Raw genomic sequence first — 24,419 nt, forward strand, 5'->3', positions numbered from 1 at the left:
CGGAGGCCCTTGCCGGAGATCGCCTTGGTTTCTCTTTCCGCACGCCCCCACGCGGCCTGTGTCCGCCTGTCCGACATCGCTTTCACGCTGCTTGCCATCCTTGCGATCGGTGCGCTGGTCCCCGCCTGCGGAGGCGACAGGGGCAGCAGCAATAGCCACAGCAGCAGTGCCCCGACCCGTCCGGCAGCGTCCGCGAAAGCTCCCGACGACGCACCCCGCGACTGCACCGTCACCCTGGAGGGCGACTCGATCCTCCACGGTGCCTACGGCTACAACAAGCGCTTCGACGAGCCGCCCGCGGCGATGCTCAAGCGCCTGCGGCCGGCCTACACGGTGTTCGACAACAGCGCGCCGGGGTCGACAGCCACCCAGCGCGCGCCCGCCTTCTCCAGCACACCGCTGACCACGCATTTCGTGGTGCTGCAACACGGCATCAACGACGGGCAGTTCGGCCAGCCCTACGAGCCGGCGCTGCGCCGCATGGTGGCGCACGTGCAGGCCCAGGGGCGCACGCCGGTCATCACCGGCCTCAGCCGCCAGACGCACCCCGCACCGGGCAGGGACGCGGCCGACAACATCGCCCGGCGCGTGGCCGGCGAAACCGGCGCGCTGTTTGCCGACTGGGGCGCCGTTTCCTTCAAGCCCGCCGAAATGGCCGACGTGCTGCACCCCGCGCCCGCCTACAGCGAACGGCTGGTCGGGCGCATCGTGGCCTTGCTCGACCAGGCCGCGCCCGAGTGCAGGTACTGACGCCCGCAACTTTTTTCGATGCGCCATTACGGGTTTTGGCGGCTCCGTTCGGCAAGGAAGTGAATTCACCTGAGACCGAAAGAGGAGCCGCCTCGCCATGCTTCAGAGCACTTTCCATACACCATCGCCCAAGTCGCTCACATCGCCCCGCCAGGAGGCTGCCAGATGAGCGTCAGCAGCCTTTGCATCGTCGCGACCGCCTTCTTCGCGCTCGGCGCCGTCTGGTTCACGGGCAAGGCGCTCAGTGTGCGCGCCGCGGGCACGCCGCCGGCCCACATCGGCGCGCGGCCGGGGCCCGTCGCCACGCGCGAGCGCATCGACCTGCGACAGCCGCTGCGCGCGCTCGCCGTCACCCACGGGGCGACGCTGGCGCAACGCGGCATCGGGCTCGACCTGCGCCTGCCGGAAGATCCGCTGCCGGTGGCCGTGATCGCCGGCGACCTGCCCCAGCTCATGGCGCACATCGCCGACGCGGCGGCCGCCACCTTGCCGCAGGGCACGACGCTGCACGTGCTGGCGCGCGCCGAAGGGCACCAGGCGGTGATCAGCTGGCGCGAGGCCACTATCGACAGCGACACCGGCATCGACGCACCCCGCCTGTCGCACGCCTTCGAAACCAGCGCCGGCCGCGCGGCCACGCCCCGCATCCATGCCTGCCGGGCCATCGTGGCGCGGCACGGCGCGCGCATCTACACCGCGCCCTCGCCTCTGGGCGACGGCTGTCTCACGCTGCGGTTTCCGCTGTACGGCGACCGCGCGGCGCGTGCCCCGAAGGGGTTGCTGTGATGGCCACCCCCTGGCTCTTCGTGCCGCCGCGCCCCCGCGCACGAACACGGGCGCGAGCCACCGTCGGTGTCACTGGCTCCCTGCGCTCCTGGCTGGCCAGCGTGTGCTGCCTCGGCGCGGCGGCGGGCGGCCTTGCGCTGTCGATCGGCCTCGGGCGCTGCGAGGCTGGCAGCACCAGCGCCACCAGCCTGTCCACGCTCGCGCCGATCATGCAGACCCGGGGCCATCCCCCGGCGGGATGCAGCCGCGGCAGTAAATCTTTCACAAATGTCAACCCAGTGAGATAGATTCATGCCTGCAACGCTCGCTGCGTTCCCGAACGACTTCTCTCTGCCTTCCATGCCGGACCGTCCTCCCACGCGCAGTGTGGAAACCCTCTATGGCGACCACCACGGCTGGCTGCTCGGATGGCTGCGCCGCAAGCTCGGCCACGCGGGCGACGCCGCCGACCTCGCACAGGACACATTCGTGCGCGTGCTGGGCCGTCCGGGCGATGTCGAAGAGGTGCGCGAGCCGCGTGCCTGGCTCACCACCATCGCGCACGGCCTCGTGGTCGACCACGTGCGCCGCCGCACGCTGGAGCGCGCCTGCATGGAAGCCATCGCGGCCCTGCCGGAGCCGCAGGCGCCCTCGCCCGAGACGCAACTGCTGCTGGTCGAGGCGCTGGTGCGCATCGACACCATGCTCGACGGCCTCCCGCCCAAGGCGCGCAGCGCCTTCCTGCTCTCGCGGCTCGACGGCCTCGGCTATGCCGAGATCGCGCAGCGCCTGAACGTGAGCCTGAGCTCGGTCGAGAAATACATGGCAACTGCCATCCGCCACTGCTTGGCGCTGCGATGAAACCTGCATTCCCCTCTTCTTCTCCTTCGTCCGGCGACGGCGGCAACGCCTCCGACCTGCTCGAACAGGCCATCGCCTGGGTCGTGCGGCTGGGCTCCGGCAGCGCGGACGAAACAACGCACAACGCCTGCGACGCATGGCGCGCCGCGCACCCCGCGCACGAACAGGCCTGGCAGCAGGTGCAGGCCGTGGAAGACGCCTTCCGCCAGGTGCCGCGCATCGGCAGCGGCATGAGCAGTGACATGGGCGACGCAGGCGGCGCGCTGGCCCACGGCGCGCTGCAGGCCGCGACCCTGATGCGCGCGCAACAGCAGCGGCAGCAGCAAAGCCGGCGCCGCGCGCTCAGCGTGCTGGGCCTGGCTGTCACCGGCGGCGTTGTCGGCCTGTTCGTCTGGCGCGAAACGCCCTGGGAACGGCGCACCAACTACGCCACCGCCGTGGGCGAGCGCCGGCGCGTGACGCTGGCCGACGGCACCGAGCTGAACATCAACACCGGCTCCGAGGTGCAGGTGATCTTTTCGCCGCGCCAGCGGCGCATCGTGCTGAGCCGCGGCGAGCTCTTCGTGCGCACCGGCGCCGACAGCGGCGCGCTGCTGGGCCACCGCGCCTTCTGGGTCGAGACGCCGCATGCCCGCTTCGAGGCGCTGGGCACGCGCTTCGGCGTGCGCGAGCAGGACGACCAGACACGGCTGTCGCTCACCGAAGGCCGCGTGGCCATCCACACCGAAGGCGCACCGCCGGTGGTCGCGCAGGCGGGCGACGGCTACATCGTGCGCGGCGGCGCGGCACAGCCCCAGCGCATCGTGGACCGCAGCTTCGAGCCCGACGCCTGGACCGACGGCGCTCTGGTGGCCCGGCAGATGCGCCTGGACGCCTTCGTCGCCGAACTCGCGCGCTACCACGGCACGCCGCTGCTGTGCGATGCGGACGTGGCCTCGCTGCGCGTGTCGGGCGTGTTCCAGCTCAACGGCCCCGACCCGGTCGGCCGTGCGCTCGAAGCGCTGGTTCGCACACTGCCTGTACGGCTCGAACATGGCACAGGAGGCACATTGACTGTTGCGCGACGTTGAGACGGCTTTCTCCGGACCGCCCACCCGGGTTCTGGCGGTTCCGGCCGGCAAGGCCCACCCTGCTTCCCGCGCTGCTGCTGGGCGTCGCGGCGGGATGGGCTGCGCCCGCAGGATCCGCACGCGCACAGGCGCAGGCTTCCGCGCGCGCCGGTTTCGATGTTCCGGCCGGCGCGCTCGAAGACGCGCTCAGCACCTTCGCGCGCCAGGCCGGCATCACGCTGTCTTTCGATCCGGCGCTGGTGCATGGCAAGAGTGCCGCCGCGCTCCAGGGCAGCCGCACGGTGCCCGAAGGCTTGGCCGAGCTGCTGTCGCCCCACCAGCTGGAGGCCGTGCCCGGCAGCAGCGGCGCCTATGCGGTGCGCCCGGCCGTCGCCACGGCGGCAACCCCGGGCACCGGCAGCACGCTGCCCACGCTCACCGTCACCGCGCAGGGCGAGCGCGCTGACGGCCAGGTGCAGGGCTACGTGGCGCAGCGCAGCGCCACCGCCACACGCACCGACACGTCGCTGCTCGAAACGCCGCGCGCCGTCACCGTCGTCACGCGCGCGCAGATGGACGACCAGGCCGTGCACACCGTCGAGCAGTCGCTGCGCTACTCCGCCGGCGTGCTCACCGAGGTCAGCGGCTACGACCCGCGCTTCGCGTCGCTCACGGTGCGAGGCTTCACGCCCGCCGAATACCTCGACGGCTTCAAGCTCCCCACCACCAGCCTCGTCACGCGGTGGCTGGTCGAGCCGCAGGCGCTGGAACGCGTCGAGCTGCTGAAAGGACCGGGCGCGGTCTACGACCCGTCGGCGCCGGGCGGGTCCATCAACATGGTGTCGAAGCGCCCTTCGGCGGAGGCGGTTCGCGAGGTGAGCCTTTCGGTAGGCAATCGCAACCGCTACCAGGGCAGCTTCGACCTCGGCGGCGCGATGACCGCCGACGGCAGCCTGCTCTTCAGGCTCAACGGCGTGCTGCGCAACAGCAACGGCCAGACCGACTTCTCGCGCGACGACCGCGGCTTCATCGCACCGTCGCTGACGTGGACGCCATCGCCGCGCACCAAGGTCACGCTGATGGCCGAGGCCACGCGCGACCGCATGACGCCCAAGAGCATCTGGCCCGAAGGCGCGCTCATCTCGCCCAACCCCAACGGCAGCATTCCGCGCGAGCGCTTCATCGGCGAGCCCGGCTTCGACCGCTACAACCGCGACGCGTTCTCGCTCACCTACCTGCTGGAGCACCAGCTGAACGACAACTGGACGCTGCGGCAGAACGCGCGCCACGCGACGCTCGACATCGACTACCGGCAGGTCTACGGCACCGGCTTCGAGAGCGACCTGCGCACGCTCGACCGCTCGGCGGTGCGGATGAAGGACAGGAGCCGCACCACCACGCTCGACACCCAGCTCGAAGGGCGCTTTCGCACCGGGCCGGTGGAGCACACGCTGCTGATGGGGCTGGAGTACCAGCGCCAGAGCAGCACCACGCAGACCAGCGTCGATCCGGCCTCTTCCATCGATGCCTTCGCACCGGTCTATGGCGCGCCCGTGCCCGAGCCCGCGTTCTCCGTTCAGTCGACCAACGGCATCACGCAGCGCGGGTTCCATGTGCAGGACCAGATGCGCGCGGGGCCGTGGTCCCTCGGGCTGGCCGTGCGGCAGGACCGGGCGCACAACAGCGCCAGCCCGGGGCCGCAGGCGGCAGCGTCGTCCATCGGCCTCGACACCAACACCAAGACCACCTACAACGCGGGCCTGCTCTACCTCGCGCCGAACGGCCTGGCGCCCTACTTCAGCTACTCGACCTCGTTCACCCCGCTGCTGGGCACCATCGCCGGCGGCGGCGACCTCCTGAAGCCCGAGCTCGGCCGGCAGTTCGAGGTGGGCCTGAAGTACCGTCCGCCGGACGTGGACGCACTGTTCACCGTGTCGGTCTTCGACCTGAAGAAGAACAACTCGCCCACGTTCACCCCGTACGTGCTCAACCCGGTTTCGCAGATCGGCGAGGTGCGCACGCGCGGCCCGGAGTTCGAGGCGCGCGCCTCGCTGACCCGACAGCTCAAGCTGGTGGCCAGCTACACCCTGCTCGACGCAAAGATCACCCGCAGCCTGAACCCCGAAGAACTGGGCAAGCAGCCGCTCAACACAGCGCGCCAGACCGCCGCGCTGTGGCTCGACTACCGCTTCGGCAGCTCCGAGCTGCAGGGCTGGAGCGTGGGCGGCGGCGTGCGCCGTGTCGGCAAGGTGCCGGCCAGCGTGGACAACAGCAGCTACAACCCGGCCTACACACTGGTCGACGCGGCCATCCGCTACGAACGCGGCCCCTACAGCTTTGCGCTGAACGCCACCAATCTCTTCGACAAGAGCTACGTCGCGGGCTACGGCCAGTACTTCGGCCAGGGGCGCACGGTGCAGGCGAAGCTCACCTACCGCTGGTAGCCACCACGGCAGCGGCTGGTCAGCGCAGCGTCGCGTGCGGATGCAGCGGATGCGCCAGCGTGTCCGCAATCAACCGCAGCGCCTGATCGCACTGCTCGCGCGACATCGGCCCGCCCAGGCAGATGCGCACCGCATCGGGCGGGTCGCCATCGGTGGAAAAAGCCGCACTCGCCACCACGCCCACGTTCTGCGTGCGCAGGTACGACGCGAACTCCACCGGGCTCCATCCCGGCGTGAGCGGCAGCCAGGCATGAAAGCCCTCGGGGTGCGCCTGCAGGCCGCTGTCGCCCAGGTAGCGCGTGGCCAGCAGTTGCCGCGCCACCGACTCCGCGCGCACCGCCTGCAGCATCTCTTCGGTCGTGCCGTCTTCCACCCACATCGTGGTCAGCGCGTTGGTGATCGGCGAGGCCATCACCGTGGTGGCGCGCATCGCACCCGCCAGCCGCTGCGACTGCACCACCGTCGGCGAGCACACGTACGCGCTACGCAGCCCCGCGCCGAAGCACTTGGAGAAACCGCTCACGTAATAAGTGAGCCCCGGCGCCAGCGTGGCCAGCGACGCGGGCGTCTGGCGCGGCAGCATGCCGTAGGCGTCGTCCTCGATGATCGGTACCGCATAGCGCAGCGCCACGTCGGCCAGCGCCTCGCGCCGCGCGCGCGACACGGTGGCGGCCGTGGGGTTCAGCAGCGTGGGGTTGCAGTACAGCGCCTTGGGCTTGAGCGTCTTGCAGGCGTGCTCGAAGGCATCGGCGATGGGGCCGTCGTCGTCCATCTGCAGCGCGTGCAGCTGCACGCCGAGCTGCGCCGCGATGGCTTTCACGCCGGGGTAGGTGAGCGACTCCACGCAGATCAGCTCGCCCGGCCGCGCCAGCTGCGAGAACAGCGCGGTCAGCACGCCGTGGATACCAGGGCACACCAGGATGCGGTCGACGCTCGCCTCGGGCACGAAGGGCCGCAGCCAGTGCATGGCGGCGGCGCGGTCGTGCGCGGTGCCGCCGAAGTCCTGGTAGCGCAGCAGGTCGTGGAAATCGACCTGCGCAAAGGCGCGACTCGCGCTGTCGTGCAGCCGTGCCATCAGGTGCTCGTCGCCGGGCTCGGGCGGCATGTTCATCGTCATCTCGGCGCCGCTGCCGCCGCGCAGCCGCAGGCTCGGGCTGCCCGAGCGAATGAAGGTGCCGGTGCCGGCGCGCGAGTCGATCAGCCCGCGCTTGCGTGCCTCGGCGTAGCCGCGCGCCACCGTCGTGTAGTTCAGCTCCAGGTCGGCAGCCAGCTCGCGCAGCGTGGGCAAGCGGTCGCGCACGCCGAGGCGACCGGTCTTGATGTCGTCGGCGATCAGGTCGGCCAGCAGCAGGTAGGCCGGCCGGGAGGTGTTGCGCAGCTGCTTGCGCCAGTGGGCGGTGATCGTGGTCATCGGTGATGGTCCGGCGAAGTTGATTGCATTCATTGATTGCATCTGGCTACCGATCAACATGCAGGATCCGCGCCCGCTCCAGAGGGGAAGAATGCTTCGATCAGGTGCGATCAACCCCATTGATCGGGTGCATTGATCGCATGGCATGTGCGTCGTCACGGTGCAGAACAGGCCGCGCAGGCCCACCTCGAACCCGCGTTTCCGGGTGCCGGAAAAAATTTTGCGCGCACGCAGCCCGCACTGCTGCACGTTGATCGCGCATTGATCGCATGAGCCCGGCAAACCGCTGGCACATCGCCTGCGAAGGAAAAGGCACGCAACACCTGCGTACCCACCACCCAACCGGAGTACCCCATGCCCAAAGTCACCCGCCCCCGCAACGAGAAAGGCGAGTTCCTCGTCGACTACGAAGAGAAGGTGTTCGAAGACGTCAAGGCCGAGCCGGGCCAGAAGGCGCTCGTCACCTTTCATACAGTGGCCTTCGAGGGTTCGATCGGCTTCGTGAACCTGCTGCAGGCCACACGGCTGCGTCGCAAGGGCTTCGAGACTTCCGTCCTGCTGTACGGCCCCGGCGTGACGCTGGGCGTGCAGCGCGGCTTTCCCACGCTGGGCGACGAAGCCTTTCCGGGCCACCAGAACTTCAACAAGCAACTCGCCAAGTTCATGGAAGAGGGCGGCAAGGTGTACGCCTGCCGTTTCGCGCTGCAGGCGCTGTACGGCCACGGCGAAGGCGCGCTGATCGAGGGCATCACGCCGATCAACCCGCTCGACGTGCTTGACCTCGTGCTGCTGCACAAGAAGGCCAACGCAGTGGTCATCGACACCTGGACGCTGTAAGGCAGCACGAGCGATGGCTTCCACCTCCCGCATCGTGCGCGCAGCGGCGATCCAGATCGCGCCCGACTTCGAGCGGCCCGACGGCACGCTCGACCGGGTGTGCAGCGCCATCGACGAAGCCGCATCGAAGGGCGCGCAGATCGCGGTCTTTCCCGAGACCTTCGTGCCCTACTACCCCTACTTCAGCTTCGTGCTGCCGCCGGTGCTGCAGGGTGCGCCGCACCTGCAGCTCGTGGAGCGCGCGGTGGTGGTGCCCGGCCCCGTCACGCAGGCGGTGGCCGAGCGGGCCCGTGCGCGCGGCATGGTGGTGGTGCTCGGCGTGAACGAGCGCGACCACGGCAGCCTCTACAACACGCAGCTGGTGTTCGACGCCGACGGCACGCTGGTGCTCAAGCGCCGCAAGATCACGCCCACCTATCACGAGCGCATGGTCTGGGGCATGGGCGACGGCGCCGGCCTCAAGGTGGTCGACACCGCCGTGGGTCGCGTCGGCGCGCTGGCCTGCTGGGAGCACTACAACCCGCTCGCGCGCTACGCGCTGATGGCGCAGCACGAGCAGATTCACTGCGCGCAGTTTCCCGGCTCGCTGGTCGGCCCGATCTTCGCTGAGCAGATGGAAGTGACCATCCGCCACCACGCGCTGGAGTCGGGCTGCTTCGTGGTCAACGCCACCGGCTGGCTCACAGACGAGCAGATCCGCTCGGTCACGCCCGACGCCAATCTGCAGAAGGCGCTGCGCGGCGGCTGCCACACGGCCATCGTCTCGCCCGAGGGAAAGCACCTCGCGCCGCCGCTCACAGAGGGCGAAGGCATGGTGGTGGCCGACCTCGACATGGCGCTGATCGCCAAGCGCAAGCGAATGATGGATTCGGTCGGCCACTACGCGCGGCCCGAGCTGCTGTCGCTCGCCATCAACGACCGGCCGGCGCAGACCACCGTGCCCATGCACCTCACGCAACCTTTCGCCCAACGGAGCCCCGACCATGACGACAACACCCACGACGATGCATCCCCAGGACAGCCGGCAGCTGATGACAGAGCTCCAGTCCTTCGGGTTGCGGCTGGTTGACCCTTCGGCCGGCGTCGCGAGCCGCCGCGGCGGCGCGGGCCCGTCGGACCACAAGGCCGTGACGGTCGACGGCCACACGATCATGGTGCCGGTCCACACCTCCACCGCCTGGCACTCGCCCTTCACCGCCGAGGCGCCCGATGCCACCGGCATGAGCCGCGTGATGCGCGGCAGCATCCCCATTGCGAGCATCAGCTTTCCGAAGCAGCCGCGCTTCTACGCGATGCAGACCTTCGACGGCGTGCCCTACTCGCACATCGCCACGCTGCACGGCAGCGACGTGCTGGCAACCACCGTGCTGCAGACCTGCATCCGCTACGAAAGCCGCAAGAAAAGCTGCAAGTTCTGCGCAATCGGCCAGTCGCTCGCGGCCGGCCGCACCATCGCGCGCAAGACGCCAGAGCAGCTTGCCGAGGTGGCGCGCGCCGCCGTGCTGCTCGACGGCGTGAAACACATGGTGATGACCACCGGCACGCCCAACGCCACCGACCGCGGCGCGGCCGTGCTGTGCGAGAGTGCCTTCGCCATCAAGGCCGCGGTCGACATTCCCATCCAGGGCCAGTGCGAGCCGCCCGACGACGACCAGTGGTTCCACCGCATGAAGGCCGCGGGCATCGACACGCTGGGCATGCACCTCGAAGTGGTCACGCCCGAGGTGCGCGAACGCATCATGCCGGGCAAGGCCAGCGTGCCCGTCTCGCGCTACATGAGCGCCTTCGACGCCGCCGTGGGCGTGTTCGGGCGCGGGCAGGTCAGCACCTACATCCTGGCCGGGCTGGGCGACACGCGCGAAGCCATCCTCGACACCTGCGACCAGCTGCTGGCGCGCGGCGTGTACCCCTTCGTCGTGCCCTTCGTGCCGATCAGCGGCACGCCGCTCGAGGACCATCCTGCGCCCACGCCGGAGTTCATGAAGTCGCTGCTCGCGCCGCTGGGCGAACGCGTGGTGGCGGCGGGCCTGCGCTCGGCCGACATCAAGGCCGGCTGCGGCAAGTGCGGCGCATGCTCGTCGTTATCGGTCTACGAAAGCTGAGCATGCTGTGCATCGACGACCTCTGCGAGATGTGCGAACGGATGGGCGACCACTACGCGCCCGTCGAATACCTGGTGCGCGAAGCCGCCCAGCAGTGGGAGCGCGACGAGGCCATGGCGCTGCGCCGCGCGGTGTTCTGCATCGAGCAGGGCATCTTCGCGCGCGACGACCGCGATGCCATCGACGACCACGCGCGCCTGCTGGCGGCCATGTCGTGCAACGGCGGCATGCCCGAGCAGGTGGTGGGCACGGTGCGCATCCATCGCGGTGAAGCCGAAGGCGAATGGTGGGGCTCGCGGCTGGCGGTGCACCCCGCGTTCCGCAGCCAGGGGCATCTGGGCGCGACGCTGATACGGCTGGCCGTGTCACGCGCCAATGCACTGGGCTGCGAGACCTTTTTCGCGCAGGTGCAGATGCAGAACGTGCCGCTGTTCAACAAGCTTGGCTGGACGGTGCTCGAAGAAACGAGCGTGCATGGCCGCCCGCATGCGCGCATGCAGGCCGACCTCGGTCGCTACCCGCCCTGCCACGACCCCGTGAGCGGCTTCGTCACGCGCGCCAAGGTGCTGGCATGACGACGAACGTCCGCGAGATTGCCGAAGCCCTGCGCGCCACGCGTGGCTTCGCCCACAAGCGCGACATCAGCGACGTGGTGTCGGCCCTCGGCCGCTCGCTGCCCGGCGGCCATGCCGCGCTCGCGCAGGCCGTGCCAATCGGCGACGACTGCGCGGCCATTCCCGACGGCCACGGCGGCTACCTGCTGTTCGCCATCGAAGGGCTGGTGGAAGACTTCATCGTGCGCATGCCCTGGTTCGCGGGCTATTGCGGCGTGATGGTCAACGTGAGCGATATCTACGCCATGGGCGGGCGCCCCACCGCGGTGGTCGATGCGCTGTGGAGCAGCGGCATGAGCCCCGCCGACGACGTGCTGCGCGGCATGGCCGAGGCCGCCGTGCGCTACGGCGTGCCCATCGTCGGCGGGCACAGCAACAACCGCAGCGAGCGGCCACAACTGGCAGTGGCCATCCTCGGTCATGCGCGCCGGCTGCTGACCAGCTTCGACGCGAAGCCGGGCGACCTGCTCGTGATGGCCGCCGACCTGCGCGGCGCCTACGAAGAGCCCTTTCCATACTGGAACGCCTCGACCCACGCGCCCGCCGCACGGCTGCGCGCCGACCTGGAGCTGCTGCCGGCCATCGCCGAAGACGGCCTGTGCGGCGCCGCGAAAGACATCAGCATGGCCGGCGCGGTGGGCACGGCCATGATGCTGCTCGAATGCTCTGGCGTAGGCGCGCGCATCGACCTCGATGCGCTGCCACGGCCCGACGGCGTGCCGCTGCTGCGCTGGTTGTCTTCGTTCCCCAGCTACGGCTTCGTGCTCAGCGTGGCGCCCGCGCAGGTGGCCTCGGTGATGGCGCGCTTTGCCGCGCGCGACATCGCCTGCGGCGTGATCGGCGAAGTCGATGCCACCCGGCGGGTGCGGCTGCGCGCTGAAGGCGAAGAGGCGCTGCTGTGGGACTTCGGCAGCGATGCCTTCATCCAGCCGCCCATCGCCCTGCGGGAGCCCGCCACATGCCTGTAGTGCACTTTCGCGTGCGCTGGCCCGATGCCAGCGAAACCCGCTGCTATTCACCTTCCAGCGTGGTGCGCGACTACCTCGCGCCCGGCGAACGCTATGCCCTGGCCGACTTCATGCGGCGCACGCGCGAGGCACTGGGCATGGCCTCCGAGCGGGTTCGCGCGAAGTACGGCTTCGCCTGCTCGCAGGCCATGGACCAGCTCGCCGAGATCGAACACATCGCCACGCGCTTCAGCGAAACCGCAGAGGCCCAGGTCACCGTCGTCTCCTTCGACTGACCGTCCCCACATCCAGAGAGAAAGAAGAAACCCATGTCACACCCCTACGGCGGACGCAGCCACTACAGCGTCGTTATCGTCGGCGGCGGCCAGGCCGGCCTGTCGCTGAGCCATTGCCTGCAGCAGCGCGGCATCGACCACCTCGTGATCGAGAAGCGCAGCCTCGTGCACACCTGGCGCACGCAGCGTTGGGATTCGTTCTGCCTCGTCACACCCAACTGGCAGTGCCAGCTGCCGGGCTGGGGCTACATCGGCAGCGATCCGCACGGCTTCATGGTCAAGGACCAGATCAACGAATGGCTCGCGGGCTTCGTCGAGCACGTGAAGGCGCCAGCCATCGAAGGCGTGACTGTCGAACGCGTATCGCGTGATGGCGAACGCGAGCGCGAGCGCTTCAGCGTACAGACCGACGCCGGCCTCTACACCGCCGACCAGGTGGTGGTGGCCTCCGGCGGCTACCACCGCCCCATCGTGCCGCGCCTGGCCGAGAAGCTGCCTGCAAGCGTGGCGCAGTTCCACTCCGCGCAGTACCGCAACCCGGCGCAGCTGCCTGAGGGCGCGGTGCTGGTGGTGGGTTGCGGCCAGTCGGGCGCGCAGATCGCCGAAGACCTGCACCTGGCCGGCCGCAAGGTGCACCTGGCCACCGGCAACGCGCCGCGCTGTGCGCGCTTCTACCGGGGCCGCGAGGTGGTCGACTGGCTTGCCGACATGAAGTACTACGACATGCCGGTCACCGAGCATCCGCTGCGCGAAGGCGTGCGCGACAACACCAACCACTACGTGACCGGCCGCGACGGCGGACGCGACATCGACCTGCGGCGCTTCGCACTCGAAGGCATGGAGCTGTATGGCCTGCTGAGCGGCTTCGACAACGGCAGCTTCGAGCTGCAGCCCAACCTGCGCGACAACCTCGACCAGGCCGACGGCACCTACAACCGCATCAACGCATCGATCGACAAGCACATCGCCGCGCAGGGCATCGAGGCGCCGCCGCCTTCGGTCTACGCGCCGGTGTGGGAGCCGCAGGAAGAACGCACGCGGCTCGACCTTGCGGCGGCGGGCATCACCAGCGTGGTCTGGTGCATCGGCTTCTCACCCGATTTCGCATGGGTCGACGCGCCGGTGTTCAACGGGCGCGGCGCACCGGTGCACCTGCGCGGCGTGACGAACGAGCCGGGGCTTTACTTTCTCGGGCTGCCCTGGCTGTACACGTGGGGTTCGGGTCGCTTCTCGGGCGTGGCGCGCGATGCCGAGTTTCTGGCCCAAGCCATTGCGCAGAGAAAAGAGGGGTTGCGCGGCAGTGCCGAAACCGCACCGCCCCCCGAGTTGCGCGCAGCCTAGGCCTGCTGCGCCTCGGTCAGCGCCTGCGCAGCCACTACCGCCTCTGTGCGGTTGCGCACATTGAGCGCCCGAAAGATGGCTGCCAGGTGGATCTTCACGGTGCCTTCGCTGATGCCCAGGCTGCGCCCGATCAGCTTGTTGGGCTTGCCCTGCGACAGCAGCTGCAGCACCTCGACCTGGCGCTCGGTGAGCACGTTGCGCAGGTGCTCCAGCGTCTGGGTGCCGCCATTGCCGCCGCCTGCGCCGCGCGTCAGCGCCTCGGTGGCCGCCTGCGGCCCCATGCCGGCCACGATGCCCGGCGGCAGCGCCGTGAGCATCATCGGCGGCACATACACGCCGCCGGCCAGCACCAGCCGCACGGCCGAGAGCATGACCTCGGGCGAATACGCCTTGGGAATGAAGCCGAGCACGCCGCGCTCGAGCGCGCTGCGCATGATGGCCGGGTCTTCGTAGCCCGACAGCACGATCACCGGCACGGCCGGATGGCGGCGGCGGATTTCGTCGATGTGGGCCTGGCCGTCGGCGCCTGGCATGTTGAGGTCGATCAGGGCCAGGTCGAGATCGTCGGTGGCTCCGGCAAGCAATTCGTCGACGCTCATCGCCAGAACGAATTCGATGCCAGGCTCCAGCTCCGACAACTTGGCTTTGACCGCCTCGATGACGAGCCGGTGGTCGTCGGCGATCAGGATTTTCATGATGTCTTTCCCCGTGTCCCAGCGTGCAGTGCACTTGCAGACGCTGAAGATACCGGCGAATGCCCCGCTCAGCAAGGCCGCCCGCCCCACCAACGGCATAGACCCCAAGCGATATGGCGCCCGCCGCGCCCCCTTTGAAAGAATGAACGCCTACTCGAAGGAACCGGGGACATGGGCATGTGCCATCGCAGCAGACTCTGGCGCCGGGCATCCTTCGCAACGCATGGCTGAGCGGGCCCGCCCATGGCTCGCCTTCTAGACTGCTTCTCCAGCTTCATCTCGTTCGGCCTCGCACTGGACGCATCGATCGCGGCCGGCACGCCCATGCTGGCGCACGATGCTGCACAGCAGCAGGCCCGCCAGCGGCTCGACGCGGCCCGCGCCGCCGCCGAGGCCTCGGGCACGCCCGCGGGGCAGATCGAATCGGCGGCTTTCGCAATGGTGGCCTGGATCGACGAAATCCTCGCGCGCCACCCCGAGGCCACCTTGGCGGCAGGCGCGGCGGCCCCGCTGCAGGTGCAGCTCTTCAACTCCAACAACGCGCACAGCGAGTTCTTCCACCACCTGTCGGCCCTGGGCGCGCGGGACGACGCGGTGCGCGAGGTGTACTGGCATGCGCTGGCGCTCGGCTTCAAGGGCCAGTACTACTTCGAGGACGGCGACCAGGGCGAGCTGGGCAAGCTGAAAGACCTGCACGGCAGCCAGCTGCTGCTGCGCCCGCTGTCCACCGGCAGCCTGGTGCAGGACCGCATCACGCCGCAGCCCTACGAGGTGCCCGACCCGCGCGGCCCCAACGACACGCGCCGGCGCGACCGCACGCTGCTGCTGAGCAGCGCCGCGCTGGCGCTGGCGCTGCCCCTGCTCTACCTGCTGTGGCTGTGGTCCACCGGGTCGCCCGCGGCCGCCACCGGCCTGAGCCAGCGCGTCGAGCAGCACCTGCAGACTTTTGCCTGCGCCGACCTCACTGCCACCGTCGACCGCGACGGCCGCACGCAAGTGACCGGCTTCGTCTCGCTGCCGGGCGACCTGCCGCGCGTGGAGCATGAAGTGAGCGCGCTGCCCGGCGTGAAGGCGCCGCGCTTCGACATCGGCCTGCGCGTATGGCCGCACTGCGAGGTGTTCGCCATCCTCAAGCCCTACCAGATGCGCAACAACGAGAAGGTCTACGGGCTGGACGTGACCGCGCCCTCGGCCCGAGAAGGCCAGCTGCGCGAGGGCGACAACGTGCGCGTGCAAGTGGTGGCGCCGCGCCACGACAGCTACATCTGGGTCGACTACTACACGGTCGACGGCTCGGTCATGCACCTCAATGCCGGGCAGATGCCCACGCGGCTGCACGCCGGCGAAACGCTGGAGCTGGGCCGCGACATTCCGTCGAGCTGGCTGGTGAGCCCGCCCTTCGGCAACGTGCTGGTCACCGTGCTGTCGTCGCCGACGCCATTCAGCGAAACCTCCGATCGTCCGCCCTACGAGTTGGCCTCCGCCTACCTGCTGCGGCTGCGCGAGGCGCTCGCGGCCGGCAAGAGCAGCGAGCGGCTGATCGCCGACTTCGTCTTCCTCGAGACCGTTTCCCGATGAACGCCCTGCTCTCGCCCACCCATCGCTTCTGGCTGCTGCTGGCGCTGTGCCTGCTCGGCTTCGGCCTGCTGTACGCGGTGGTGCGCGATGCGGGCCGCGGTGCGCGCCGACGGGGGCTGCAGAAGCGCATCGCGGCGCTCGGCGCGCCATCCACCGGCGCCGACGAGGCTGCCATCGACGCCCTGAGAGACGGCATGGCGCAGGCGCAGCAAGCCCTGCGCCGCTCGCCACGGCCGAAAGCCGTGGTGCCCGCGCCGTGGTTCCTGTGCTTCGGCGACGCGGCAGCCAACCTGCCCGGCCTGTTCGCTACAGCGCACGCCGAACGCGTGCCCCCGCCCGCCCCCGCGAGCGGAGGTGGCAGCGGCGAACCCTTCGGCGCGACGTGGTGGCACTGGTGGCTGACAGGCGCGACGGTGTCCATAGAGATCCATCCGGGCGCGCTCGGCGACACGGCCGGTACGCCGCCGCTGCGCGGCTTGTGGCTGCAGTCGCTGCTCGCGCTGGCCGAGCGGCGCAACCGGCTGCCGCTCAACGGCCTGGTGGTGGGCGTGGCGGCGGGCGAGCTGCTGCATGCCGATGCCACGGAGCTGAAGTCATTGGCCGCGCGAGCGCGCCGCCTGCTCGACGAAACCAGCGACACCCTGCGCCTGCAGCTGCCCACCTACCTCGTCGTGACCGGGCTCGAACAGCTCACGGGCTATGCGGCCCTGCGCGGCGCGCTGCCGCCTGAGGTGCTGGCGCAGGTGCTGGGGCACCGGCTGACCGACGCCTCGCCCTTCATCGAGACACCGGCCGGCGAGCGGCTGGATACCGTGTTCGACCCCATCGCGAAGCACCTGCACGCGCTGCGCATGGCGCTGCTGCGCGAGCAACCCGGCGCCGCAGGACGGCTCGCCATTCATGAATTCGTGGAGGCCGTGCGCGCGCTGCAGCCCGGCCTGCGCCAGTTCGCGCAGGTGCTGTTCGAGAACCACGGCAAGTCCTCGCGCACGCCGCGCTGGCGCGGGCTCTACCTCACGGCAGCCGCATCGGACTCAACCCGCGGGGCCTTCGTGAATGATCTGTTCGAGCACTTCCTGCCCGCCGACCAACCGCTGGTGCGGCCAGGGCGGCCGTCATGACCCGCCCCCGAGGAAAACCGCAGCGCCTACTTCGCGTCGATGCGCATTGCGCGTGCGCCGAAAGTCACGTCGAGCGCCTGCGCCTTGCCCGTGGTAACCGGACGCACTTCGCGCCAGCGCGCACGGTCGAGATCGCGGAACGCCGCCATCACGCCGATGGACTTCGCGTCGGGCGGCAGGTTGAAGTCGAGCTTCTTCGTCTCGCCGGGCCGCAGCAGCACTTCTTCGCGCTGCACGAGTTCGGCGCCGAGCGTGGCCTGGTCTTTCTCGAACAGCGAGAAGAAATCGGCGCCCTCGAACGGGCCAGGCGACTTCAATGCATACACGCGCACGGTGAGCGGCGAGGCCCGGCCGCGCGCATCGGGGTTGGCGTCGGCGCCGGCCGTGAGGGTCACGGCCACCGTGGTGACCACCGGTTTGCTCGCGCAGCCCGCGATGAAAAGACCCGCTGCAGCAAGGCCAAGAGCTGCGATGCGGCGCCGCGTTGCCGCGCCAAGGAGGCCTTCATAGGACGAATGGTGTGTACCCAGCGTGCGCATGCTATTCCCTTCGTTGCATTGACCGGTCAAGACGCATCTTTGATTATCACCAGCGAACTCCAACAGGCAACATGCTGACCAACGAACTCGCAGCCACACTGCTCGCGCCCATCGGCGAGGCCTCGCCGTGCGGCGACGATCTCGAGTACGACGCGGACTTCATGACGCTGGTCTCGGCCGCGCAGGGAAAGCCCGAGCAGCAGTTCGGCGACACCGTGATCCCCGCGGTCGAACCCGAGTGGCGCGAAGTGGGCGAACGGGCCGACGGCATCCTGCGCCGCAGCAAGGACGTGCGCGCCGCGGTGCTGCTGCTGCGCGCATCCACCCGCATGCAGGGCGTGGAAGGCTTCGCCGCCGGGCTGCGCCTGCTCAACGGATTGCTCGACACATTCTGGGACGGCATACATCCAAAGCTGGATGCCGACGACGACAACGACCCGACGATGCGCCTGAACGCGCTCGCGCCGCTGACCGACGAGAGCATGGGCCTGCGCGACCTCTACGAGGCGCAGATCGGCATCGCGCGCGGCGTGGGCCCGATCCGTGTGCGCGACATTGCCATTGCCCACAACACGCTCACCGCCGTCGGCGGCGAGGCCGCCTACTCCGCAGCGCAGGTGCATGGCGGGCTCGAAGCCATCCAGGCCGAGCGGCCCGAGGCGATCCAGGCCGCACTCGGCGTGCCCGCGCTGGTGGAGCAGCTGAAGAAACTCGTCGCCGATCACACCGGCCGCGCCGATGCCGTCGACCTCGAGCCGCTGCGCACCATCGCCCGCGTGCTGCAGAAGGCCTGCGCCGCCGCCAGCGGCGCGCCGGCCGACGCCGCTTCGGATGCCTCCGGCGACACGGCCGCCGATGCACAGGCGAACGGCAGCGCGGCCGCCCGCCCCGCCGCAGCACGCGGCGAGATCCAGAACCGGCAGGACGCGGTGCAGATGCTCGACCGCGTCATTCGCTACCTCGAGCAGGCCGAGCCGGGCAACCCCGCGCCGCTCTTGATCGAGCGCGCCAAGAAGCTCATCGGCGTGAGCTTTCTCGAAATCATGGCCAACCTCGCGCCGAACGCGATGGACACCATCGAAACGGTCACGGGCCGCCGCCCGTCCGAGTAAGCCAACACCACCCCACACCCGCCCCCATTCACACCCGCAAGGAGCATCTCCATGGCCAAGAGCAGTCAGAAATTCATCGCCCGCAACCGGGCGCCCCGGGTCCAGATCGAGTACGACGTGGAGCTCTACGGGGCAGAGAAAAAGGTGCAGCTGCCCTTCGTGATGGGCGTGCTGGCAGACCTCTCGGGCAAGCCGGCCGACCCGCTCGCGCCGGTGGCCGATCGCAAGTTCCTGGAGATCGACGTCGACAACTTCGACTCGCGCATGAAGGCCATGAAGCCGCGCGCGGCCTTCGCGGTAGAGAACTCGCTCACCGGCGAGGGCGACCTGAAGGTGGAGCTCACCTTCGAGAACATGGAAGACTTTTCGCCCGCCGCCGTGGCACGCAAGGTGGGCGCGCTGAACAAGCTGCTCGAAGCGCGCACGCAGCTGTCGAACCTCGTCACCTACATGGACGGCAAGGGCGGCGCCGAAGACCTGCTGGCCAAGGTGCTCGAAGACCCTGCCCTGCTGCAGACGCTGGCCGCGAGCAAGAAGCCCGAAGACGCCGGCGGCACACCCGCCGCCTGACGACGACACCCATCCGACCGCCACACAGGATCACGAGGAGTAAACCACCATGGCCACCGAAGCACTCGAACAGAGCGCGCTGAAAGATGTCGCGTATGCGGGCAGCGACTTTTCGTCGCTGCTGCAAAAGGAATTCAAGCCGCGCAGCGACGAAGCCAAGAGCGCCGTCGAAGCCGCGGTGCTCACGCTGGCGCAGCAGGCGCTGGCCAACAGCACCGTCATCGGCAAGGACGTGACCAAGTCGATCCAGGCCATGATCGCCGCGATCGACGCCAAGCTCACCGACCAGGTGAACAAGATCATCCACCACCCCGAATACCAGAAGCTCGAGAGTGCGTGGCGCGGCCTGCACTACATGGTGAACAACACCGAGACCGACGAGAACCTGAAGATCCGCGTGATGGACATCTCCAAGACGGATCTGGCCAAGAGCCTGAAGAAGTTCAAGGGCGCGGCCTGGGACCAGAGCCCGATGTTCAAGAAGATCTACGAGCAGGAGTACGGCCAGTTCGGCGGCGAGCCCTTCGGCGCGCTGGTGGGCGACTACCACTTCGACCAGAGCCCGCCCGACGTGGAACTGCTCGGCGAGATGGCCAAGATCGCCGCTTCGGCGCATGCACCGTTCATCACCGGCGCCAGCCCCAACCTGATGCAGATGGAGTCGTGGCAGGAGCTCGCCAACCCGCGCGACCTGACCAAGATCTTCCTCACGCCCGAGTACGCCGGCTGGCGCAGCCTGCGCGAGTCGGACGACTCCAAGTACCTCGGCATGTGCATGCCGCGCTTCCTGGCGCGCACGCCCTACGGCGCCAACACCAACCCGGTGGAAGAGTTCGACTTCGAGGAAGACACCGCCGGCGCCGACCACAGCAAGTACGCCTGGGCCAATGCGGCCTACGCGATGGCGACCAACATCAACCGTTCGTACAAGCTCTACGGATGGGGTTCGCGCATCCGCGGCATCGAGTCGGGCGGCGCGGTGGAAAACCTGCCGCTGCACACCTTCCCGAGCGACGACGGCGGCGTGGACCAGAAGTGCCCAACCGAGATCGCCATCAGCGACCGGCGCGAAGCCGAACTGTCGAAGGCCGGCCTGCTGTCGATGATCCACCGCAAGAACTCCGACTTCGCGGCCTTCATCGGCGCGCAGTCGCTCAACAAGCCGGCCGAGTACGACGACCCGGACGCCACGGCCAACGCCAACCTGGCGGCGCGTCTGCCCTACCTCTTTGCCTGCAACCGCTTTGCGCACTACCTCAAGTGCATCGTGCGCGACAAGGTGGGCAGCTTCAAGGAGCGCGAGGACATGCAGCGCTGGCTGAACAAATGGATCATGAATTACGTGGACGGCGACCCGGCCAACTCGTCGGAAATCACCAAGTCGCAGAAGCCCCTGGCGGCCGCCGAAGTGGTCGTCGAGGAAGTGGAAGGCAACCCGGGCTACTACACGTCCAAGTTCTTCCTGCGCCCGCACTACCAGCTCGAAGGCCTCACGGTTTCTTTGCGCCTGGTGTCGAAGCTGCCGACGGCCAAGGGCGCCGGCTGAAAAAAATCTGGGGATTCTTCTTGAATTCCCGGTTCCGTTTCGTTCTATGAGTAGCTGCCGGGCATCGGAACTTACCTCCCACCGCCGGCAGCCATTTTTCTCGTTTCGATCATCAACCGCCCGAACGCAATCGGGTTCCAAGGAGTAGGAACATGTCATCTGACTTTCACATCAAGCTCGACGGCGTCAAGGGCGAGTCTTCCCACAAGGACCACAAGGACGAGATCGAGATTTCGTCGTGGTCCTGGAGCGTGGCCAACGCGTCGGGCGCGGGCTCTGGCGGCGGCTCGGGCAAGGGCAAGGCCACGCCCGGTGAATTCCACTTCACGCACACCTACGACAAGGCCTCCCCGGTGCTGGCCAAGAACTGCGTGAGCGGCAAGCACTTCAAGGACATGGTCCTGACCTGCCGCAAGTCGGGCGAAGGCCAGCAGGAGTACCTGAAGGTCACGCTGAAGGAAGTCTTCATCTCCAGCGTGGGCCCCGGCGGCGCGCAAGGCGGCGACGTGTACGAACAAGTGATGTGCTCGTTCAAGGACATCGAGTTCGCCTACAAGGCCCAGGACGACAAGGGCGCCGGCGGCGGCGAAGTCAAGTTCGGCTGGAACGTGGCGACCACCGAAACCCGCTGACGGGCGACGGACCGCCGGGCACGGCATCGGGCGCGCCAGTGCCCGGTGCGGTTTCCATGCGTCCTCACCGCACCGGAGCAATGCAATGGCATTCAGCACCCCAACCATCAGCAGCAGCGGCGCGCTGCTCACGACCTACAACACCGACTGGTCGGTCGGTCGGATCGGCTCCAACACACGTGAAGACGTGATGCTCGTGCAGGCGCTGTTCAAGATCTTCTACTACGAACTGCTCGGCTTCAACCACGATCTGGAGCCGCCTCCCGGCCAGACAGAGGTGATCGTCGTGGACGGCTACTACGGGCAGATCACGCAGAAGCACATTACGCACTTCCAGACGCAGGCGATAGCGCTCGGATACAAGGTTCTGCCGGACGGCATCTTCGATCCGTTCCGGGAGCCCGGTGCGTCCAGCACGATCAGCAAGACACGCTATGCGCTCGACCTGCTCAACAACGCCTGTGCCAACTGCTGCAAGGAGCAGGGCATCGACAACTACACGAACCTGCCGAACCGGGACGACATGCCCCTGTTGCTGCGCAGCGCGTTGAAGAAGGTCAAGAAGACGGCCAGGAAGTACAGCTGAGCGGCCCCAGCGACCGCCAGCCTGGCGCCCGTCCGATGGACGGGCGTTTTTCTTTAGGGGCTCAGGTGTCCGTCGATGCGGCGTTCTCGGGCATCAGCCGCGTCGCGTCGTCTTCGTCGTCCTCGATCACCCACAGCGTGAGCGCCGTGTAGTTGTCGTAGCCCGGCTTCGCATTCGCCTTGACCTGCGCGTCGAGCAGCTCGGTCCACTGGCTGGGCGTGCGCGAGGCGTGCAGCGTGTCGATCAGGCATTCGTCGCCCAGCGGCTCCCACACGCCGTCGCTGCACAGCAGGAGCACGTCGCCGGGCAAGAGGCGCATGCGGTCCGACACGGCGATGTCGGGCGCTTCCTCGACCGAGCCCAGCGCCGACAGCAGCATGTTGCGCTGCGGATGCAGCCGCGCACCCTCTTCGTCGAGCATGCCGCCAGCCACCATCTGCTGCACCAGGCTGTGGTCGGTGGTGCGCGCCACGATGGCGCCGCCACGGAACAGGTAGGCCCGGCTGTCGCCACTGTGCACCCATGCCAGAGCCTGGCTTTCGAGGTCGATGGCCGCGAACACGATGGTCGAGCGCATGCCCGCGAGCTTGCCGCCCTCGGCCTGGCGCGCCACCACGTCGAGGTTGGCCTGCTCCACCAGCCGGCGCAGCGTGGCTTCGTCCAGCCCCGGCGCAGCCGAGAAGCCGCCGAGCATGCTGCCGCGCGCGGTGGCCGCCGCCACGTCGCCGCCGCCATGGCCGCCCGCGCCGTCGGCCACCAGGCAGGCGACATAGCGCTCGTCGTGCCAATGGCCGTGCACGTCCTCGTTGTAGGTGCGGCCTCCCTGCCGGGAGAGCGTGACGATTTCGATTTCCAAGCGGGGTGCCTCGCGGGTGCTGGGGTTGTTCTGGTTTTCTTCAGGCGTCGGACTTCAGGCGCGCCATCTGCTCTTCGTAGGCCTCGAGGAAAGCCTTGCCGAAGAGGCTGTGGAAGTCGTCCTCCGCCTCGCTCGCGATGCCGCCGTAGAGCGACACGAACTGGTCCCAGAGCTTGGCCTTGCGGTTGGCGCTGAAGAGCGCGTCGAGCGCCGACTTGGCACTGATCTTCTTCTCAAGCTCCGCCGGCTCGAAGCGCCCGATGACGTGGGCCAGCGCCGCGCGCATGCCCACCATCACGCCGAATTGATGCGCGCGCAGGTCGTTGAAGGCGTCGCGCATCGCGGCCTCTGGCGGCATGAAGCCGCGCACGCCGGGCCCCAGCAGATGGGCCAGCGCCACCTCGACAGTAGGCGAGAACTTCAGCGGATTGTTGGCCTGCGCCGCGATCATCGTGACCTCGGCGCGCACCTCGCGCTTGAACTCCTGGCGCGTGAGCAGCAGCTGCAGCGTGCCCTCGGTGGCGCTGCGCAGCATCGAGCCAATGCGCTCCATCAGGCCCGGCGTGAGCATCTCGGGCGGCTGGTGCGTGCTGGCCAGGCCGCGCAGGAAGGCGGCGAGCAGCTCGTCGTCGGTGGCGATGCGCTCGGGCGGCGTTGCTGCGCGCCTGGCTGGCGGCGCGGGCGCGATGTCGATGGGCGGCGGCAGCGACTCGACGGGCCTGCCGGAACTCTCGGGTCCGCTGATGCGTATCGGCTGGCCGGTGATGTCGTCGAACTGCGCCAGCGGTTGCACGGGCGCCGGTGCAGCCACCGGAGGCAGTGCAGGCGGCGGCGGTGGTGGTGGCGGCTCGATGGCCTTCGGCGGCGTAAAGCCGAACTGGTCGATCGGCAGATGGTCGGAGCGCGGCGTGGGCGTACGCGGCGCCGCGTGCTGCAGCGCGGCCAGTGGATCGGCTTCGGAAGCGGTGTTGGGCTGCAGCAGCGGATCGGCCAGCGGCGACAGCGCGAGCGGATCGCCTCCGATGCCGCCGCCACCACCCATGCCACCGAACAGCTCGTCGATGCCCGCGGCCTTGCCATGCGCGGGCGGCGCGCCGAGGTCGGAGAAATCGTCGAGCGCACCAAGGCCGGCCGCTGGCGTCGACGACGGCGTGGGTCCGAGCAGGTTCGCGAAAGGATCGATCTGCGCGGCCTGCACGTTGCGCGAGCCGCTTTCCATCGGGTCGGGGAACAGCAACGAATCGGGCAGTGCCGCGGCAGGGGTCGGGGCAGGCGCCGCGGCTGGTGCGGCCGGCGGCGCGAGGCCGGCCAGCAGGTCGGCGAAGGGGTCGTCGCTCGAAGGTGCGGCTGGCGCGGCCATGGCAGCCCCTCCAAGCACCGTGCTCGGGATGGCCAACGACGGCGGCGCGACGGCGGCAGTCACGCGCACCGTGAGCTCGAAGCTGCCTACCACCAGCCGCGCGCCATCGGTCAGCGCGGCCTCTTTACCCGAGCCCAACGACACGCCGTTGCACTGCATCGGGTTGCTGCCCCGGTCGATGACGAAGTACTGCCCGTCGCGGCACAGCACCTGCGCATGCACGCGCGAGACGGTGCGGTCCGGATCGTCCAGCACCAGCGTGTTGGTGTCGGCCCGGCCGATGGTTCCGCCATTGGGTCCGAAGTCCGCGGCAATGGCCTGCCCCGCCGGAGCGCCTTGCCGGGTGATGACAGCGATATGGATCATGAATCGGCCCCCGAAGGCTCTGTGCCTGAATGCGCCCGAAC

At 68.9% G+C, this 24,419-nt stretch carries 24 protein-coding genes; 19 read left to right on the top strand and 5 right to left on the bottom strand.

Annotated elements, in window-relative coordinates:
• Nucleotides 1–24 precede the first annotated feature (24 nt).
• From NWF24_RS28615 to NWF24_RS28635, 5 genes are all read left to right on the top strand, one after another.
• Complete coding sequence (locus NWF24_RS28615) at nucleotides 25–750, top strand: SGNH/GDSL hydrolase family protein (protein WP_258351475.1); 726 nt, start codon at nucleotides 25–27, stop codon at nucleotides 748–750.
• A gap of 165 nt (nucleotides 751–915) precedes the next feature.
• Entirely contained in the window at nucleotides 916–1,536 is a 621-nt protein-coding gene (locus tag NWF24_RS28620; protein WP_258351476.1) for a hypothetical protein, read from the top strand.
• 339 nt (nucleotides 1,537–1,875) lie between these two features.
• Nucleotides 1,876–2,376: a sigma-70 family RNA polymerase sigma factor gene (locus NWF24_RS28625; protein ID WP_093058818.1), complete on the top strand. Its 501-nt coding sequence runs from the start codon at nucleotides 1,876–1,878 to the stop codon at nucleotides 2,374–2,376.
• Nucleotides 2,373–3,446 carry a FecR family protein gene (locus tag NWF24_RS28630; RefSeq protein WP_258351477.1) on the top strand — a complete coding sequence of 358 codons (1,074 nt, stop codon included), beginning with the start codon at nucleotides 2,373–2,375 and terminating at the stop codon, nucleotides 3,444–3,446. The genes NWF24_RS28625 and NWF24_RS28630 overlap by 4 nt, the downstream gene beginning before the upstream one ends.
• Nucleotides 3,443–5,869: a TonB-dependent siderophore receptor gene (locus NWF24_RS28635; RefSeq protein WP_258351478.1), complete on the top strand. Its 2,427-nt coding sequence runs from the start codon at nucleotides 3,443–3,445 to the stop codon at nucleotides 5,867–5,869. The genes NWF24_RS28630 and NWF24_RS28635 overlap by 4 nt, the downstream gene beginning before the upstream one ends.
• 19 nt (nucleotides 5,870–5,888) lie before the next feature.
• On the opposite strand, the gene NWF24_RS28640 is transcribed toward NWF24_RS28635, so the two are convergent.
• Nucleotides 5,889–7,280, bottom strand: coding sequence for an aminotransferase-like domain-containing protein (locus tag NWF24_RS28640; RefSeq protein ID WP_258351479.1), 1,392 nt, complete (start codon nucleotides 7,278–7,280; stop codon nucleotides 5,889–5,891).
• Nucleotides 7,281–7,634: 354 nt separating this feature from the next.
• On the opposite strand from NWF24_RS28640, the gene NWF24_RS28645 reads away from it, so the two are divergent.
• From NWF24_RS28645 to NWF24_RS28675, 7 genes are read left to right on the top strand one after another with little or no spacing between them, the layout of a single operon-like run.
• Nucleotides 7,635–8,117, top strand: a complete 483-nt coding sequence (locus tag NWF24_RS28645; protein WP_093058775.1) for an MSMEG_0572/Sll0783 family nitrogen starvation response protein — start codon at nucleotides 7,635–7,637, stop codon at nucleotides 8,115–8,117.
• A 13-nt stretch (nucleotides 8,118–8,130) separates the two neighbouring features.
• A complete protein-coding gene (locus NWF24_RS28650; RefSeq protein WP_258351480.1) occupies nucleotides 8,131–9,186 on the top strand; it encodes a Nit6803 family nitrilase in 1,056 nt (351 codons plus the stop codon).
• A complete protein-coding gene (locus NWF24_RS28655) occupies nucleotides 9,149–10,219 on the top strand; it encodes an MSMEG_0568 family radical SAM protein (RefSeq protein ID WP_258355373.1) in 1,071 nt (356 codons plus the stop codon). Before NWF24_RS28650 ends, NWF24_RS28655 begins: the two co-directional genes overlap by 38 nt.
• Nucleotides 10,220–10,221: 2 nt before the next feature.
• On the top strand, nucleotides 10,222–10,794 hold the full coding sequence (locus NWF24_RS28660) for an MSMEG_0567/Sll0786 family nitrogen starvation N-acetyltransferase (RefSeq protein WP_258355374.1): 573 nt from the start codon (nucleotides 10,222–10,224) through the stop codon (nucleotides 10,792–10,794).
• The gene (locus tag NWF24_RS28665; RefSeq protein WP_258351481.1) at nucleotides 10,791–11,801 is read left to right on the top strand and encodes a sll0787 family AIR synthase-like protein; all 1,011 of its coding nucleotides are present in this window, start codon (nucleotides 10,791–10,793) and stop codon (nucleotides 11,799–11,801) included. The genes NWF24_RS28660 and NWF24_RS28665 overlap by 4 nt, the downstream gene beginning before the upstream one ends.
• A complete protein-coding gene (locus tag NWF24_RS28670) occupies nucleotides 11,792–12,076 on the top strand; it encodes an MSMEG_0570 family nitrogen starvation response protein (RefSeq protein WP_258351482.1) in 285 nt (94 codons plus the stop codon). Before NWF24_RS28665 ends, NWF24_RS28670 begins: the two co-directional genes overlap by 10 nt.
• A 33-nt stretch (nucleotides 12,077–12,109) precedes the next feature.
• On the top strand, nucleotides 12,110–13,417 hold the full coding sequence (locus NWF24_RS28675) for an MSMEG_0569 family flavin-dependent oxidoreductase (RefSeq protein ID WP_258351483.1): 1,308 nt from the start codon (nucleotides 12,110–12,112) through the stop codon (nucleotides 13,415–13,417).
• On the opposite strand, the gene NWF24_RS28680 is transcribed toward NWF24_RS28675, so the two are convergent.
• Nucleotides 13,414–14,112 carry a response regulator transcription factor gene (locus tag NWF24_RS28680; protein WP_258351484.1) on the bottom strand — a complete coding sequence of 233 codons (699 nt, stop codon included), beginning with the start codon at nucleotides 14,110–14,112 and terminating at the stop codon, nucleotides 13,414–13,416. The genes NWF24_RS28675 and NWF24_RS28680 overlap by 4 nt on opposite strands.
• A gap of 243 nt (nucleotides 14,113–14,355) precedes the next feature.
• Here NWF24_RS28680 and NWF24_RS28685 point away from each other — a divergent pair, with 243 nt between their 5' ends.
• Together NWF24_RS28685 and NWF24_RS28690 are read left to right on the top strand one after the other, a co-directional pair.
• Nucleotides 14,356–15,690: a DotU family type IV/VI secretion system protein gene (locus tag NWF24_RS28685; protein WP_258351485.1), complete on the top strand. Its 1,335-nt coding sequence runs from the start codon at nucleotides 14,356–14,358 to the stop codon at nucleotides 15,688–15,690.
• Nucleotides 15,687–16,811: a type VI secretion system protein gene (locus tag NWF24_RS28690; protein WP_258351486.1), complete on the top strand. Its 1,125-nt coding sequence runs from the start codon at nucleotides 15,687–15,689 to the stop codon at nucleotides 16,809–16,811. Before NWF24_RS28685 ends, NWF24_RS28690 begins: the two co-directional genes overlap by 4 nt.
• Before the next feature lie 26 nt (nucleotides 16,812–16,837).
• On the opposite strand, the gene tssJ is transcribed toward NWF24_RS28690, so the two are convergent.
• On the bottom strand, nucleotides 16,838–17,350 hold the full coding sequence (tssJ, locus tag NWF24_RS28695; protein ID WP_258351487.1) for a type VI secretion system lipoprotein TssJ: 513 nt from the start codon (nucleotides 17,348–17,350) through the stop codon (nucleotides 16,838–16,840).
• Nucleotides 17,351–17,421: 71 nt separating this feature from the next.
• Here tssJ and tssA point away from each other — a divergent pair, with 71 nt between their 5' ends.
• From tssA to NWF24_RS28720, 5 genes are all read left to right on the top strand, one after another.
• Nucleotides 17,422–18,462, top strand: a complete 1,041-nt coding sequence (tssA, locus tag NWF24_RS28700) for a type VI secretion system protein TssA (RefSeq protein ID WP_258351488.1) — start codon at nucleotides 17,422–17,424, stop codon at nucleotides 18,460–18,462.
• 51 nt (nucleotides 18,463–18,513) lie between these two features.
• Nucleotides 18,514–19,032 carry a type VI secretion system contractile sheath small subunit gene (gene tssB, locus NWF24_RS28705; RefSeq protein WP_093058765.1) on the top strand — a complete coding sequence of 173 codons (519 nt, stop codon included), beginning with the start codon at nucleotides 18,514–18,516 and terminating at the stop codon, nucleotides 19,030–19,032.
• Between the two features lie 49 nt (nucleotides 19,033–19,081).
• The gene (gene tssC, locus NWF24_RS28710) at nucleotides 19,082–20,578 is read left to right on the top strand and encodes a type VI secretion system contractile sheath large subunit (RefSeq protein ID WP_093058764.1); all 1,497 of its coding nucleotides are present in this window, start codon (nucleotides 19,082–19,084) and stop codon (nucleotides 20,576–20,578) included.
• 152 nt (nucleotides 20,579–20,730) lie between these two features.
• The gene (locus NWF24_RS28715; RefSeq protein ID WP_258351489.1) at nucleotides 20,731–21,210 is read left to right on the top strand and encodes an Hcp family type VI secretion system effector; all 480 of its coding nucleotides are present in this window, start codon (nucleotides 20,731–20,733) and stop codon (nucleotides 21,208–21,210) included.
• Between the two features lie 85 nt (nucleotides 21,211–21,295).
• On the top strand, nucleotides 21,296–21,796 hold the full coding sequence (locus NWF24_RS28720) for a peptidoglycan-binding domain-containing protein (protein WP_258351490.1): 501 nt from the start codon (nucleotides 21,296–21,298) through the stop codon (nucleotides 21,794–21,796).
• Between the two features lie 61 nt (nucleotides 21,797–21,857).
• On the opposite strand, the gene NWF24_RS28725 is transcribed toward NWF24_RS28720, so the two are convergent.
• Nucleotides 21,858–22,652: a PP2C family protein-serine/threonine phosphatase gene (locus tag NWF24_RS28725; protein WP_258351491.1), complete on the bottom strand. Its 795-nt coding sequence runs from the start codon at nucleotides 22,650–22,652 to the stop codon at nucleotides 21,858–21,860.
• A gap of 40 nt (nucleotides 22,653–22,692) precedes the next feature.
• Nucleotides 22,693–24,378, bottom strand: a complete 1,686-nt coding sequence (gene tagH, locus NWF24_RS28730; RefSeq protein WP_258351492.1) for a type VI secretion system-associated FHA domain protein TagH — start codon at nucleotides 24,376–24,378, stop codon at nucleotides 22,693–22,695.
• Nucleotides 24,379–24,419: the final 41 nt, after the last annotated feature.

This window comes from Variovorax paradoxus (assembly GCF_024734665.1).
Taxonomy (GTDB): Bacteria; Pseudomonadota; Gammaproteobacteria; order Burkholderiales; family Burkholderiaceae_C; genus Variovorax.

What these genes read in the sequence shown, in the direction of transcription:
- NWF24_RS28620 (WP_258351476.1), top strand. Translation starts at nt 916, where the DNA reads ATGAGCGTCAGCAGCCTTTGCATCGTCGCGACCGCCTTCTTCGCGCTC.
- NWF24_RS28625 (WP_093058818.1), top strand. Translation starts at nt 1,876, where the DNA reads ATGCCGGACCGTCCTCCCACGCGCAGTGTGGAAACCCTCTATGGCGAC.
- NWF24_RS28630 (WP_258351477.1), top strand. Translation starts at nt 2,373, where the DNA reads ATGAAACCTGCATTCCCCTCTTCTTCTCCTTCGTCCGGCGACGGCGGC.
- NWF24_RS28640 (WP_258351479.1), bottom strand. Translation starts at nt 7,280, where the DNA reads ATGACCACGATCACCGCCCACTGGCGCAAGCAGCTGCGCAACACCTCC.
- NWF24_RS28645 (WP_093058775.1), top strand. Translation starts at nt 7,635, where the DNA reads ATGCCCAAAGTCACCCGCCCCCGCAACGAGAAAGGCGAGTTCCTCGTC.
- NWF24_RS28650 (WP_258351480.1), top strand. Translation starts at nt 8,131, where the DNA reads ATGGCTTCCACCTCCCGCATCGTGCGCGCAGCGGCGATCCAGATCGCG.
- NWF24_RS28655 (WP_258355373.1), top strand. Translation starts at nt 9,149, where the DNA reads ATGACAGAGCTCCAGTCCTTCGGGTTGCGGCTGGTTGACCCTTCGGCC.
- NWF24_RS28660 (WP_258355374.1), top strand. Translation starts at nt 10,222, where the DNA reads ATGCTGTGCATCGACGACCTCTGCGAGATGTGCGAACGGATGGGCGAC.
- NWF24_RS28665 (WP_258351481.1), top strand. Translation starts at nt 10,791, where the DNA reads ATGACGACGAACGTCCGCGAGATTGCCGAAGCCCTGCGCGCCACGCGT.
- NWF24_RS28670 (WP_258351482.1), top strand. Translation starts at nt 11,792, where the DNA reads ATGCCTGTAGTGCACTTTCGCGTGCGCTGGCCCGATGCCAGCGAAACC.
- NWF24_RS28675 (WP_258351483.1), top strand. Translation starts at nt 12,110, where the DNA reads ATGTCACACCCCTACGGCGGACGCAGCCACTACAGCGTCGTTATCGTC.
- NWF24_RS28680 (WP_258351484.1), bottom strand. Translation starts at nt 14,112, where the DNA reads ATGAAAATCCTGATCGCCGACGACCACCGGCTCGTCATCGAGGCGGTC.
- NWF24_RS28685 (WP_258351485.1), top strand. Translation starts at nt 14,356, where the DNA reads ATGGCTCGCCTTCTAGACTGCTTCTCCAGCTTCATCTCGTTCGGCCTC.
- NWF24_RS28690 (WP_258351486.1), top strand. Translation starts at nt 15,687, where the DNA reads ATGAACGCCCTGCTCTCGCCCACCCATCGCTTCTGGCTGCTGCTGGCG.
- tssJ (WP_258351487.1), bottom strand. Translation starts at nt 17,350, where the DNA reads ATGCGCACGCTGGGTACACACCATTCGTCCTATGAAGGCCTCCTTGGC.
- tssA (WP_258351488.1), top strand. Translation starts at nt 17,422, where the DNA reads ATGCTGACCAACGAACTCGCAGCCACACTGCTCGCGCCCATCGGCGAG.
- tssB (WP_093058765.1), top strand. Translation starts at nt 18,514, where the DNA reads ATGGCCAAGAGCAGTCAGAAATTCATCGCCCGCAACCGGGCGCCCCGG.
- tssC (WP_093058764.1), top strand. Translation starts at nt 19,082, where the DNA reads ATGGCCACCGAAGCACTCGAACAGAGCGCGCTGAAAGATGTCGCGTAT.
- NWF24_RS28715 (WP_258351489.1), top strand. Translation starts at nt 20,731, where the DNA reads ATGTCATCTGACTTTCACATCAAGCTCGACGGCGTCAAGGGCGAGTCT.
- NWF24_RS28720 (WP_258351490.1), top strand. Translation starts at nt 21,296, where the DNA reads ATGGCATTCAGCACCCCAACCATCAGCAGCAGCGGCGCGCTGCTCACG.
- tagH (WP_258351492.1), bottom strand. Translation starts at nt 24,378, where the DNA reads ATGATCCATATCGCTGTCATCACCCGGCAAGGCGCTCCGGCGGGGCAG.